Here is a 12922-nt window from a genome sequence, read left to right as displayed (position 1 = left end):
CCGGTCCGGTCCCCCGATTTCCTCTGCTTCGTGATTACTAACAGAGTCGCCGGCCGAAAGTCAGCCGGTTGTTGCAGGCGACATTAACCCGGATAAGGGGCATGGATTTTTCATTGTTCGAAAATGGTACGGTTGGGTGGGTTCGAACCACCGACCTCTGGATCCACAATCCAGCGCTCTAACCAGCTGAGCTACAACCGCATGGCACTGCTTGAAATGCTGTCGCGTGACATACGTCTCCGCAAAGGTTTTGGCAAGAGGGTTGTGCGGATTCGGATCACAAAAAAAGCCGGACCTGACGGTCCGGCTCGTGATTTGCGGGTTATCCCATTCCGACAGGGGAATTAGGCAACCTTGAAGTTCTTGGCGGCCTTTTCGTAGGCGGCCTTGCCGGGCTTGGAAACGTTGTCGGCAACCTTGCGGGCTGCATCGTGAATTTCCTTGGCCTGGTCGACGGCTGTTTCAGCCTGCTTGCGGATGAAGCTGGACTGCAGCTCAACCAGTTCGGCAACGGACTTGACGCCGAGCAGGGCTTCAATGTGCGAAAGCGAGTTGTCGGCGTTCGTGCGAACGGCTTCGATAGCCTTCATGCTGAGCTCAACGGTGCCGGCCTGAGCAGTTTCAAGGGTCTGTTCGACCGTCTTGGTTGCGTCTTCGGCAGCGGTTTTGAGCTTGTCGTAAGCTTCCTTGGACTGAACGAGGCCCTTTTCAGCAAACTCACGGTAGGATTCGGTGAGCTTTGCGGGGTCCATTGCAGCAAATGCGAATGCGTCTTCTGTAGCAGTTTTCTTAGCAGCCATAATCAGCGCTCCTTTAAACACGGGCCCTCTTTTGAGGCACCCACAACGCGTTATTGTCGTCAGCACCCATATAGTGAAGTTTTTTGTGCATTGCAACATTTTTTTTGCACTGCACAAAAATTCATTAACCCTGTTGGCAGGAAAGGGCCGATTTTGCACCCGGTCTGCTGGACCGAACAGCTGTTGCCACTTATTAACTAACCATTAACAATATTGAACAAACGGCCCCCGATACCGATTTACAAGGGGCGCCCAACGAGAAATTCAGGGACATCGGACCCTCCGTTGCGAAACGGTCCGCATAGTCCTGAAACAGTGAAGCAGGAGCAGCCATGCCGACGGGGCAGTACCCTTTCATCGACATTGCCGTTCATGACAAGGTGAGAGCACGCTTTGCCGCCGGCAATGCATTGGTTCTGCTTTCGCAATCCCTGGACAACATATTATGGGTCAACGGAGCCGGAGCCCGGCTCTTTGGCCATGAGGCGCTTTACGAGTGCATGGATGAGGGTCTCAGCCATTCAACGGCGGCTTTCAGGCAGATCGAAGCCGCCGCGCGAACCGTCAACAACCGGCCGGACGATGCAGTGCATTCGTTTGTCATGCGCGCCGGTTCCGGATTTCGCCGCCCTCTTCTTTCAGCGCAGATGGAACGGATTGAACTGTCCGACGGAAACCGGGCATTGCTCATTTCCGCCGAGCTTGGCGAAGCCGCAACGACGACAGCGGCCATGGCCGCCAGCATTCTCGACGGCTTTGACGGCACCGACACCCATGCGGCCGTTCTCGACAGTGACGGCAATATTGTGGATTCAACCCGGTCCTTCGCTCGGCTTGGAATGGGCAGCGCCGTTCGCAAACAGATTGTCGACGATGTGGCAGATGCTGCCGACCGTCTGGCCAAGCACCCGGTTCCGACAGCGCTCGGACACCTGCCCTCGGCTGTTGCGCGCATCAGCGACGAACCTGCGTTGCACCTTCTGTTCACCGTCGAAATGCCGACAACAACGTCCGAGAGCGCATCCGGGGCTTCGGATGATACCGAGATCCGGACACAGCCAAAGGCGGACCCGGTCAGGCAGAAGCCTGCAAGACCGGTCAGGCGCAAAGCAATAGAGCCGGCTGTGCCATCCGTACTCAATCTGGCCCCCGAAAGCCGCGCCGACGCAAAAACGCCAGACGGCGAAAACACAGGCGCCAACGATCCCGATGCCTCTTCCACTGAAGAAAAGGCAACGACAAGAGCCGCGGAGCCGGAGATGGAGCCCGCCGCTTCGGCCAAGGCAGCCGGCAAAGATGCACGGCCGATTGAAGACACCGACAGGCCGGTTGAAAGTGGTGAACCCTCCTTCGTCTTCGATCCGCTGCGCCGTCCGATGCGGTTTGTCTGGAAAATCGATGCCGAGGGTGCATTTCAGGAAATATCCAGAGAGTTCGCCGAGACCGTCGGACCCAATGCGGCGGATGTTGAGGGCCGCAAATTTGTTGACGTCGCACAGGTTTTCAACATCGACCCTGACCACACAATCTCAGACTTGCTGCTTAAGCGCGATACATGGTCTGGCAAAACCGTGTTCTGGCCGGTCCAGGGAACGGACCTTCGCGTGCCGGTGGATCTTGCCGCGCTTCCGACCTATTCACGCGAACGCGAGTTCGACGGTTTCCGCGGCTTCGGCATTGTGCGGCCGGGCGATGCGGTCAGCGATCCCGAGCAAATTGGCCTGGCGCTGATTGATAATGCAGATCTGACGCTGGACGGGGTCGGCACAGAAGCGGAAGGTGACGCCGGTTCCAGTGACGATATCGATCAAAGTGCCGGAAAGATCGACGCAGCCGATAGCGGCGAAAGCACAGCCGAAACGGGCGACGAACACCGCGATCAATCCGGCGAAGATCCAGCCGGCGAGACGGCGACGCCAAAGGAAAAACCGGCGCTTGAGATCACGGAGACCCCTGGCCGGCGCCATACCGATAAGGTCATACGGCTGGAAGAACGCCGTTCACGGCCGCGCGACGGGTTGAGCAACCACGAAAAACAGGCCTTTCGGGAGATCGCTGAACGGCTCGGCGGCGGAAAGAAGCCCGCGAAAAAAGATGATGCCGAGCCGCAGCAGCCATTTGGAAAGCGCCAGGCACCACCGGAACAGAACAACGACAATGACGATGCACTTCCAGATATGGAAGCGGAGGTTCCGCACGAGGAGATCGAGCCTTCGGATCGCGAACCGGACGTGTTTGAAACATCGTCCACCCAGCCGGAAGCTGAATCTGACGTCGCCGCAACTGCAGACGATGAAAGCGGTGAAGAACGTGACCAGCGCGGCAATGTTGTCACCCCGGCGGTGCTTGAGCAACTGCCGACACCGATCATCGTTCATGACGGCACGACCATCTTTTATATCAATGAGGAGTTCCGGCAACTGACCGGTCATCTGACAAAGACGGAACTCAACGAGGCAGGCGGCATGCCGGCGCTGTTCGACAATGACGGCGGCTCCGATGACAAGGCCGCGCCGTCAGGCGGCATGGTCCTGCGCGCCTATGACGGCGGCGAGATCAGCGTGCGGGCCAAACTGCGTTCCATCGGTTGGGAAGACGGCCATGCGCTGATGCTTGCGCTGGAGGCATTGCCACAGCAAAGCCCAGAAGACGAGGATGATACGCAGCAGCAAACCGGAGAGCCGGACGTTACGGACGAAGCTGACGGGGAACAGGTCTCCGCCCTGCAGGTGGAGGTCGACGAACTGCGCTCCATTTTGGAAACGGCGACCGATGGCGTTGTTCTGATCGGCGAGGACGGCATCATCCGTTCAATGAACAAATCGGCAAGCGCGCTGTTCGACTTTGATGAAAACGAGACCACCGGTCGGCCCTTTGCGATGCTGTTTGCCCATGAGAGCCAGCGCGCCGTCAAGGACTACCTGTCGGGCCTGACGGGAAATGGGGTGGCAAGCGTTCTCAATGACGGGCGCGAGGTGATCGGGCGCGAGGCATCCGGCGGATTTTTGCCGCTGTTCATGACCATCGGCCACCTTTCCGGCTCCAATGGCTATTGCGCGGTAATGCGCGACATAACCCAATGGAAACGTGCGGAAGAAGAGCTGCGCGCGGCAAAGCGCGAAGCGGAAACCGCAAGCTCGCACAAAAGCGAATTCCTGGCCCGCGTGAGCCACGAGATACGAACGCCGCTCAATGCGATCATCGGATTTTCTGAACTGATGGCCGAGGAGCGTTTCGGCCCGATCGGCAGCCCGCGCTATGTGGAATATGCCCATGACATCGGGCGTTCGGGAAAACATGTGCTCGAAATCGTCAACGACCTTCTCGATATCTCCAAAATCGAGGCCGGCGAGCAGGATCTCGATTTCGGCGCCGTGTCGCTGAACGACGCGCTGCTGGATGCGATTTCCATTCTTCAGCCGCAGGCCAATACACAGCGTGTCATCGTGCGCACCAGCCTGTCTTCTTCAGTGCCGGAAGTCGTTGCCGACAAGCGATCCATCAAGCAGATTGCCATCAATATCCTTTCCAACGCCATACGGTTCACACCCGCCGGCGGCCAGGTGGTGGTTTCAACCACCTATGAGCCGAGCGGTAACGTCAGTCTGCGCATTCGCGATACCGGCGTCGGTATGACACGGTTCCAGCTTGAACAGGCAATGAAACCGTTCAAGCAAGTCGCCGGCTTCCACCGCCAGCGCGGCGAAGGCACCGGTCTCGGACTGCCGCTGGCAAAAGCGATGGCAGAGGCAAACCGCGCGCAATTCGCCATGAACTCGCAGCCCGGCCAGGGAACGCTGGTGGAGATCGTCTTCCCCTCCCAGCGCGTGCTTGCGGAATAGCGGCAAACCGGCGCACCCGGCACCAAAATCAATCAACAATTCAACAGATTAGAATTATTCTAAACTATTGATTTTACAGTTTTTCTTGACCCAAATCAGCAATTCTGCTTTCGAAATGGTTTAAATCGCATCCGTCATCACGATGGCGCATGTAAGTAACGATCATCTGGGAAGCTCTCCGGTCGGGAACCGTTTGACTGTGTCTATGCCAGCCGCGCTTAACCGTAACAGCTCGATCCGCAGCGAAAGCCCGGTTCTCCTGGCATTGGCCGCCTTTATCGCGATCTTTGTCCTGATACCGGTTGCCGCGCTGATCTATCTTGCCGTCACCGGGCAGAGCGACGAGTGGCCGCATCTGCTGCGATACGTTATCCCGCGCGCGGTCTGGACCACGATCGGCCTGCTCGCCGGCGTCACCGTGATTGCCGGTTCCATGGGAATCCTGAGTGCCTGGCTGGTGGTTTCCCACGACTTTCCGGGACGCCGCACACTTGCCTGGGCCCTGGTCCTGCCCTTTGCAGTGCCGACCTACCTCGCCGCCTATGCCTATGGAGAATTCCTCGACTATACGGGGCCTGTGCAGACGGGCATCCGCACCCTTTTCGGATTTCAGTCCGGGGCGGAGTACTGGTTTCCGGAGGTGCGCACGCTGCCTGGTGCAGTTCTTGTGCTTTCCTGCGTTCTTTATCCGTATGTCTACCTGACAACGCGGGCCCTGTTTCTCATGCAGGGCCGGTCCGCCAGCGATGTCGCGCGCACGCTGGGTGCGAGCCGGTTGTCGGTGTTCCTGCGCGTGCAGTTGCCAATGGCGCGGCCGGCGCTGGCCATCGGCATCACACTGGCGCTCATGGAATCGCTCAACGACATCGGCGCGGTTGAATATCTCGGCGTCAACACGCTCACCTTCGCCATTTACGACACCTGGCTGAACCGCGGAGATCTTTCCGGCGCGGTGCAGATTGCTTGCGTAATGCTGTTCCTGGCGCTGGCGGCGGTCTTTGTCGAACGGTGGGGCCGCCGCCGCCAACGCTTCAACATAAACCGAACCACGGGCGCCGTGTATGACGCCCCGCCGGTTCCGCTCAAGGGTCTGATGCAGTGGTGCGCAACGGCATTGTGCGCCATGCCGATCGTGCTCGGTTTCGGCATCCCGGCCTATGTCCTGGGCGGCTACGCAGTCAAGCGCCTCGATCAGCTTCTCGACGCACGCATCTATTCGGCACTCTTCGACAGCCTGCTTGTCGCGAGCGCAACAGCCGTCTGCACGGTTTTACTGGCATTCGTCCTCGCCTATGCCGCACGTGTATCACGCCAGCCCATCGTTTCGCTGACCGGCAAGATCGCCTCTTTCGGCTATGCCATTCCCGGTACCGTTCTGGCGCTTGGCGTGCTGATACCGCTTGCGGCGCTGGACAATTCGATAAATGCGGTTACCCGCGACTATTTCGGCTTTTCGGTTGGCCTGATCCTGACCGGATCGGGACTGGCGATCGTTTATGCCTGCAGCATCCGCTTTTTGACCATGGCGGAGGGTTCGGTCGAGTCCGGTTTTCAGAAACTGTCGCCGCATCTGGACATGGCAGCACGCACGCTCGGACGCAATGCAGGTCAGACTTTGAGGAGCGTGCTTCTGCCGATGATGAAACCGGCAGTTGTGACAGCGGCGCTTCTCGTCTTTGTCGACACACTGAAGGAACTGTCGGCAACGCTGCTCCTGCGGCCGTTCAATTTCAACACGCTTGCAACGCTCGTCTATGAGGATGCATCGCGGGCAAGGGTCGAAGAAGCCTCGGTCGGCGCGCTGATCATCATTATTGCCGGCATCGTCCCGGTCATTTTCGTCTCCAGGTCGATGATCGACAACGGCAACAAGTTCCGTCCTTACGTTCAACGGTAGCGGTTGTTTGTCTTTTGTTTTCAAAGCATAAAAAAAAGGTGCGCAAAGCGCACCTTTGAAATTCAAATGCTGTAAACGGGGCTTGTATTCTAAACCAGATCAGATCTCGAGCAGTGCAGAGAATACGTTAACTGATGGTATGTTACGTGCGGGAATGCTAACGCATCCTTAACAAACCTTCACGAATTGTAACCACCCGGGTGTGTTGGAGAAGACGGTAAATTTCGTCGATACGTTTGGTTAACCACGTGCCTGTCCCCGACCTCGCTTACCGCAGGTTGCTGCGCCCTATTTCAACGCTTCCAAATCGGCAAAGAGGGCCAGTGCCTCCGGATTTGCAAGCGCTTCCTGGTTTTTCACCGTGCGTCCGTGAACAATGTCGCGTACGGCCAGTTCGGTGATTTTTCCCGATTTGGTACGCGGAATATCGTCAACGGCAATGACCTTTGCAGGTACGTGACGCGGCGATGCTCCGGTACGGATGCGCGATTTGATCCTGGCAATCAGATCATCATCGAGTGTCACGCCCCCGGCGAGCCGGACAAACAGCACAACGCGGACGTCGTCCTGCCAGTCCTGGCCAATACAGATGGCCTCCAGCACTTCGTCCATCTGTTCGACCTGATTGTATATCTCGGCCGTGCCAATGCGCACACCACCTGGATTGAGCGTCGCATCGGAACGCCCGTGAATGATCATGCCGCCATGTTCGGTCCATTCGGCAAAATCGCCGTGGCACCAGATATTGTCGAAACGCTCGAAATAGGCGGAACGGTATTTTGCGCCTTCCGGGTCGTTCCAGAACATGATCGGCATGCACGGGAAGGCCTTGGTGCACACCAATTCGCCCTTTTCACCGACCACCGGCTTGCCATCGTCATCCCAGACATCGACAGCCATGCCAAGGCCCGCGCCCTGGATCTCGCCGCGCCAAACCGGTTTGACCGGAATTCCGAGCACAAAACACGACACGATATCGGTTCCGCCGGAAATGGACGCAAGGTGCACATCGTCCTTGATGCCTTCATAGACAAAGGAAAACCCTTCAGGCGAAAGCGGCGAGCCGGTCGAGGTGATTGCACGCAGATTGGAAAGATCATGCGTGGTTTTCGGCTTCAGTCCTGCCTTGCGGACCGCGTCGATAAATTTTGCCGAGGTTCCGAAGAGCGCAAATTTCTCCTCAGCGGCATAGTCGAAAAGCACATTGCCGTCCGGATAGAAGGGAGATCCGTCAAAGAGGCAAAGTGTTACACCGCTCGCCAGTCCCGAAGCCAGCCAGTTCCACATCATCCAGCCGCACGTGGTGAAATAGAACAGACGCTCGCCGGGTTTCAGCCCGCAATGGAGCTGCTGCTCCTTCAGATGCTGAAGCAATGTGCCGCCGGCGGAATGGACAATGCATTTGGGAACGCCTGTGGTTCCGGATGAAAACAGAATATAGAGAGGGTGTTCAAAGGGCAGTTGCTCGAATTCAACGTCACGGGCTGCATATGGTGCAATGAACCCGTCCAGCGTCGCAGCATTTTCAAGCGAGGCCACCAGAGTGTCGGCATCGCCGGCATAGGGCACGATCACCGTCTTGAGCGGCTTCAGGGCGGCTTCGACGATCTTGAGCTTTTCCGAAACGTCCTGTTTCTTACCGTTGTACCAGTAGCCGTCGCAGGCAATGAAAAGCTTGGGCTCGATCTGGCCGAAACGGTCGAGTACGCCCTTGTCGCCGAAATCCGGCGAACAGGAAGACCAGATGGCCCCGATGGAGGCGGCGGCCAGCATACAGGCGATTGTCTGCGGCATGTTGGGCATCATCGCGGCAACACGGTCGCCGGAACCGACACCCAGTTCATGCATGGCCTGCTGGAGCCGCGAAACCAGAGCGTGAAGCTCATCCCAGCTCATGCGGGACTGTGCCTTGTCCTCGCCCCGGAAAACCATGGCATCGCCGTCGCCGCTCCGGCTCAGCAGGTTCTGTGCAAAATTGAGCTTTGCCTCAGGAAAAAACCGCGCACCGGGCATGGCGTCGCCGTTTTCAAGGACGATATCGCCCTTTTCTCCCTTAACACCGCAAAAATCCCAGACAGCTGACCAGAAATCGGCCCGGTTGGAGATCGACCATTCGTGCAGGTCGTCATAGTTCGAAAGGTCCGCACCGGAACGGTCCTCGCAAAAGCACGCAAACGCCGTTACGACAGCGGTTTCCACCCTTTCTTCGGACGGTGTCCACAATGGTTTTTGTTCGATCATGCATTCCTCCCACCCTGGCAACTCTCGATATCGCGGCCTCTTTAACATGCTGCATTGCAACAAATAAAGGAGCAGACCGCTTTTTTGTATCGTACAGAGCAAATTCGCGGGGTCTCGAATTGCATTCGACAACACAACGCATTACCCCTATTGCCCATCGGCAAAGTGGTTTTGCGTGCCGGAATGGAAGGTCTGAAGGGACTTGGAACGGAAGAAATTACACCGCAGAGGCTGGTTTCGCTGGATCCTGGCAATCGCGATTGTTGCAGGGCTTGTCACGGCGATCAGCGGTGTTGCGTTGCCCTTCGCGATTTCCACGGACCTTGTACGCGACCGGCTGGAGCGCGATATTTCCGCATGGACCGGCCACGAGGTGGAACTGCTCGATACGCCGGAGATCGGATTCTGGCCGGTTCCGCATATAGCATTGAACCGCATTAGTGTTTCTTCGCGAAATTTTCCCGAGGCCGAGCCAATTGTCTTTGCAGATGAAATGAGCGCCGAATTCAGTGTGCTTTCGGCACTGAGTGGCGAGCCAAGCTTTTCCAATTTCGTTCTTGTCAGGCCGATATTCACGGTGGAAAAATTTCCCGGGGACATTACCAGCTGGAACAGCAATACGGGACGGATATCGGAAGGAATCAGTACATCGGTTCAGCATGCCGATGCCCCGGCCGAAGGCGACAACAGCCTCCAGCCCATTCCCGCCTACAGGCTCGGTGAAGTGACGATCCAAAACGGTACATTTACCTGGATCGACCACACCAATGACACCGAGGAAAAGATCACCGCGATTAACGGCACGGTCACATGGCCGCGTATCAATGGCGGGGTGGACGCCGGCATCAGCGGCATTTATCGCGGCGAAACCGTGACGCTGTTTCTGGAGTCCAGTCAGCCCCTGCTGCTGCTGGCGCAAAGAACCGCTCAGGTTGCCATCGATTTCCGCTCGACACCGCTTCACCTGGTTTTCGACGGCCAAGCCAGTTTTTCAAATACGCCATTTGCCGGCGGCACCCTTTCAATGAAGAGCCCATCGATGCGCCAGACGCTGGAATGGGCGGGCGAGCAGATCAAGCCCGGCGAGGCAATCGGTGCTCTTTCGCTCGACGCCGAAGTGCTGCTTCAAAACGGCCGCGCCATGCTCGACAAGCTGATCCTGGAACTGGAAGGCAATCGCGGCATCGGCGTGCTGGATTTCAAGCAATATGAAGGAAAGCCCGGCATATCGGGAACCCTGGCCTTCAACTCGCTGGACATCGCCTCGTTCCTTCGGGCTTTCACACCACTGCCCCGAACCGGCGAGGATATTGCCAAGACGATCGACACATCATTCCTCAACCAGCTCATGCTGGATATGCGCCTTTCGGCACAATCGGCGACGCTTGGCCCGCTCAGCCTTACCAATGTGGCCGCAGCAGCGCGCATCGATGAAGGACGCGCCACGTTCGATATCGGCGATGCGAGCGCCTATGGCGGCTCGCTCCTCGGTCGCATTACTCTTGCCGAAAGCGGCATTGAGGGAGGCGGCGATGTCCGTTTTTCCGCGAAAGACATCAATCTCGAGCAGGCGCTCGCGGCTCTTGGCATCAGCGGCCCCTTCCCGCAGGGCACCGCGACACTCAATGTTGCCCTGTCGACGCCGTTTCCCACCTGGGCGACCGGGCTGACCGATCTCGCCGGCAAATTCGACCTTTTCATTACCAACGGCTTCGTTCCATCCTTCGATCCGGTAAGGTTCAGGGAACTTGCGGCCACAGAGCGGTTTTTCGGCCTTGGCGGCATATCAACGGGATCGTTCGAGTTCAAGACCGCGGCTTTCGAGGCAACCTTCTCGAACGGTCTTGCGGAAATAACAAAAGGCGAAATCATCGGAGAAAATGCGATTTTGAGCCTGGCCGGGATCATCCCCTATCAAAGGGGCGGCCTTGCGCTGATCGGAATTCTCGAAGAAACAGCAGCCGTGGCCTCGACGGAAGAAACCAATCCGACCGACAACAGCATACAGTTCTTTGTCGGCGGCTCCTGGCCGACACCGGTGATATCGCCGATTATCGGCAATTAGAGCATTGGAGGATTGCCGGGCGGGATTTATCGCATATGGCAAGGATGCCACGGATGCTGCCTAGCCGAGCAGAAATTCCAGCCGCTGATCCGTTTTTGAAGGCGCGATTTCATGGATTTCGGCGCTGACGACATTTTCCGCGACAAACGGATCATCATTTACCCTGCTTTGAAGATCCGAGAGCGACGTGTTGTGCGCCACGATCCCGCCACCCAAATTCGGCTGAAGACTGCCGACCAGCAAAAACACGCCGTCATCAAATCCACGTTTGATCCATTCCTTGTGACCTTCCATAAACTGGCTGGCCTGGCCCTTGTTGCCGGAAAATTTCAGCAGAACGGTAAACATGCGAATTGCTCTCCTTAAATTGCCGGGTTCGAGCCCGTTGTGGGCCTCGTCCCCGGCTGTTCGATGGTTTTTTTACGCAGCAGCGGGTACGAATGAATCCAGCCAGTCGCACATCTGCTCAACTTCCTGCCTGAGGAAACTCTCGTCGCGAAACGCGTTTGCGAGCGCGGCAACACCCTGGCTGCGAGCGAGAAGGTGCATCGCGAGGCTGTCGGCATCATCCTTGTGGCCGAGCTGGGCAAACTGCCTGCACAGCCAGGTCCTGAACAATTCAAACAGCTTGTTCGCCTCGGCCTGAGAACCATGATCCAATTTTGCCAGCTCCGCGCTAAGCGTGCCGACCGGGCAACCGTAAAGCATGATCTTGGACCGGTTCGTGATCAGGATGCGGATAAAACACCGGATGCGGTCCGCAGGTCGCTTTCCTTCTGATTCCCACTGCTCAAGCATTGATTGGGTATCAGCCAGTCGCAATGCGATCACGGCATCCAGAATTTCGTCCTTGGATTTGAAGTGATAGTAAAAATTGCCGCGCGAGATCCGCACCGCATCTGCAATATCCGAGAAGGAGGTGTGCTCGTAGCCCTGCCGATAAAACAACTGATCGGCGGCTTCCACAATGTCAGCACGTGTTGTCTTTCCGGGCATGAAAAACACTCCTCAACCGGGCGCACCTGAATGGCAAAGCAATTGCCGACAATCCGCCACCGGAATTGTAGGACGATCGTCCTATAGCCTATCTAATTAGGACAAGCGTCCTAAAATGTCAAGTGACGAGTGGAGCAGGCGAAGCGTTTCCGATTTCTTCCACATCAATGTCTGTTTGTTTGGATTCTGACGGATTTGGCCATTCGGCAAACGGCTCGGCCCTTCACCGCGAAAAGATGACCGGGAACCAGTCTTCCCGCAACGCTTCACCCGGTTTCATGTCATGTCCAGGAAATGGCGGCGAGGTCCGGCCGGGGCGGTCCACATAGCGGGCGTCGTCGCCGACCAGGCGCAGTGAGAATGCCCTGCGGCGGGATGTGGAATTGTTTCCTCGCGCTCCGTGCAGGGTCTTGTAGTTGAAGGCCACCGCATCGCCAGGCTCCATTTCGAACTCTATGACACGCATGCCTTCGGCATCGGGATCAGGAACGGGCATATAGGCATCGCGATCCGGGTAGAAGTCTTCCTCGGAAAGCCAGCGGGTCGGCAGGACCGGCTTCTCCCAATTGTGGGAGCCGGCGACACAACGCAAGGATGCCTCTTTGACCGGATCCACAGGCACCCAGAAGCTGATCGTCTGTTCGCCCTCGACAAAGTAATAGGGAGCGTCCTGGTGCCACGGCGTCGGCTTCGACGTGCCGGGTTCCTTGACGAGGATATGGTCATGAAAAATCTGCACACGATCTGAGCGCATCAGATCGGCCGCCACTTCGGCTACCGGGGAATTGCGAATGACATCCTCGAATTCGGCTATTCGGGTCCAGTTGCAGTAATCATCGAAGAACCGGCCGCCCTCGCCCTTCTTCAGATTTTCAGCAGCGTATTCACCCGGTTCGGACATGTTGGTCTCGATGCCCCGCCGGATCGTCTCCACGTAGTCCTTGAACAGTCCCCTGACGAGCACCACGCCGTCGCGCTGGTAGGTTTCGACATGATCCCGACTGATGAGCGGATGTGGCATCGGTAACTCTCCTGGAACCATCACGAACGACATCGGCGCCGGATGCATGACGTGTCAAAC

The 12922-nt window shown here is 57.3% G+C and carries 8 protein-coding genes and 1 tRNA gene; 3 read left to right on the top strand and 6 right to left on the bottom strand.

The window, feature by feature from the left end; translation table 11 throughout:
* Nucleotides 1–124: 124 nt before the first annotated feature.
* A tRNA-His gene (locus ABVT35_RS01345) sits at nucleotides 125–201 on the bottom strand.
* Nucleotides 202–344: 143 nt separating this feature from the next.
* On the bottom strand, nucleotides 345–800 hold the full coding sequence (locus ABVT35_RS01340) for a phasin (protein WP_368464366.1): 456 nt from the start codon (nucleotides 798–800) through the stop codon (nucleotides 345–347).
* A gap of 332 nt (nucleotides 801–1132) precedes the next feature.
* On the opposite strand from ABVT35_RS01340, the gene ABVT35_RS01335 reads away from it, so the two are divergent.
* Both ABVT35_RS01335 and ABVT35_RS01330 read left to right on the top strand, forming a co-directional pair.
* Nucleotides 1133–4642, top strand: coding sequence for a PAS domain S-box protein (locus tag ABVT35_RS01335; protein ID WP_368464364.1), 3510 nt, complete (start codon nucleotides 1133–1135; stop codon nucleotides 4640–4642).
* Nucleotides 4643–4847: 205 nt separating this feature from the next.
* Nucleotides 4848–6539: an ABC transporter permease gene (locus ABVT35_RS01330; protein WP_368466248.1), complete on the top strand. Its 1692-nt coding sequence runs from the start codon at nucleotides 4848–4850 to the stop codon at nucleotides 6537–6539.
* Between the two features lie 288 nt (nucleotides 6540–6827).
* Here the strand turns inward: ABVT35_RS01330 and ABVT35_RS01325 are convergent, their stop codons facing one another.
* The gene (locus ABVT35_RS01325; RefSeq protein WP_368464363.1) at nucleotides 6828–8780 is read right to left on the bottom strand and encodes an acetoacetate--CoA ligase; all 1953 of its coding nucleotides are present in this window, start codon (nucleotides 8778–8780) and stop codon (nucleotides 6828–6830) included.
* 202 nt (nucleotides 8781–8982) lie between these two features.
* Here ABVT35_RS01325 and ABVT35_RS01320 point away from each other — a divergent pair, with 202 nt between their 5' ends.
* Nucleotides 8983–10845, top strand: a complete 1863-nt coding sequence (locus ABVT35_RS01320) for an AsmA-like C-terminal region-containing protein (protein WP_368464361.1) — start codon at nucleotides 8983–8985, stop codon at nucleotides 10843–10845.
* A 60-nt stretch (nucleotides 10846–10905) separates the two neighbouring features.
* On the opposite strand, the gene ABVT35_RS01315 is transcribed toward ABVT35_RS01320, so the two are convergent.
* From ABVT35_RS01315 to ABVT35_RS01305, 3 genes are all read right to left on the bottom strand, one after another.
* Nucleotides 10906–11193 carry a YciI family protein gene (locus ABVT35_RS01315; protein ID WP_368464360.1) on the bottom strand — a complete coding sequence of 96 codons (288 nt, stop codon included), beginning with the start codon at nucleotides 11191–11193 and terminating at the stop codon, nucleotides 10906–10908.
* Nucleotides 11194–11265: 72 nt separating this feature from the next.
* Nucleotides 11266–11841: a TetR/AcrR family transcriptional regulator gene (locus ABVT35_RS01310; protein ID WP_368464358.1), complete on the bottom strand. Its 576-nt coding sequence runs from the start codon at nucleotides 11839–11841 to the stop codon at nucleotides 11266–11268.
* Between the two features lie 223 nt (nucleotides 11842–12064).
* Nucleotides 12065–12862: a phytanoyl-CoA dioxygenase family protein gene (locus ABVT35_RS01305; protein WP_368464357.1), complete on the bottom strand. Its 798-nt coding sequence runs from the start codon at nucleotides 12860–12862 to the stop codon at nucleotides 12065–12067.
* Nucleotides 12863–12922 lie beyond the last annotated feature (60 nt).

It is taken from the genome of Hoeflea sp. TYP-13 (genome assembly GCF_040932035.1).
In the GTDB taxonomy this organism is placed as follows: domain Bacteria; phylum Pseudomonadota; class Alphaproteobacteria; order Rhizobiales; family Rhizobiaceae; genus Hoeflea_A.
This window is presented reverse-complemented; position numbering and strand designations above follow the sequence as displayed.

What these genes read in the sequence shown, in the direction of transcription:
- ABVT35_RS01325 (WP_368464363.1), bottom strand. Translation starts at nt 8,780, where the DNA reads ATGATCGAACAAAAACCATTGTGGACACCGTCCGAAGAAAGGGTGGAA.
- ABVT35_RS01340 (WP_368464366.1), bottom strand. Translation starts at nt 800, where the DNA reads ATGGCTGCTAAGAAAACTGCTACAGAAGACGCATTCGCATTTGCTGCA.
- ABVT35_RS01335 (WP_368464364.1), top strand. Translation starts at nt 1,133, where the DNA reads ATGCCGACGGGGCAGTACCCTTTCATCGACATTGCCGTTCATGACAAG.
- ABVT35_RS01305 (WP_368464357.1), bottom strand. Translation starts at nt 12,862, where the DNA reads ATGCCACATCCGCTCATCAGTCGGGATCATGTCGAAACCTACCAGCGC.
- ABVT35_RS01310 (WP_368464358.1), bottom strand. Translation starts at nt 11,841, where the DNA reads ATGCCCGGAAAGACAACACGTGCTGACATTGTGGAAGCCGCCGATCAG.
- ABVT35_RS01315 (WP_368464360.1), bottom strand. Translation starts at nt 11,193, where the DNA reads ATGTTTACCGTTCTGCTGAAATTTTCCGGCAACAAGGGCCAGGCCAGC.
- ABVT35_RS01330 (WP_368466248.1), top strand. Translation starts at nt 4,848, where the DNA reads ATGCCAGCCGCGCTTAACCGTAACAGCTCGATCCGCAGCGAAAGCCCG.